The sequence below is a fragment of the Planosporangium thailandense genome (genome assembly GCF_011947195.1).
In the GTDB taxonomy this organism is placed as follows: Bacteria; Actinomycetota; Actinomycetes; order Mycobacteriales; family Micromonosporaceae; genus Planosporangium; species Planosporangium thailandense.
The window spans coordinates 1-240 of record NZ_JAATVY010000111.1; the positions used below are offsets into that span (position 1 = coordinate 1).

Annotated in this window: 1 protein-coding gene; it reads right to left on the reverse strand. The window is 70.8% G+C overall.

Annotation, left to right across the window (positions count from 1 at the left end):
- Nucleotides 1–240, reverse strand: a 240-nt coding sequence (locus tag HC031_RS32365) for a response regulator (protein ID WP_167929255.1), incomplete at both ends; no start/stop codon positions are given.

The following is a 240-nucleotide window of genomic DNA, read 5'->3' on the forward strand; positions in this document are numbered from 1 at the left end:
TTCGTACGAGGTGAGGATCAGCGCCCGGATGGTGGGGTCCACCGACCGGATGTCGCGGCAGACGTCGATGCCGCTGCCGTCGGGCAGCCGGCCGTCCAGGACGGCCACGTCGGGGCGCAGGGCCGGAATGCGGTTGCGGGCGTCGACGGCGGAGTCGGACTCGCCGACCACCTCGATGTCGCCCTCGGCTTCGAGCAGGTTACGCAGGCCCTGACGGACAACCTCGTGGTCGTCGAGGAG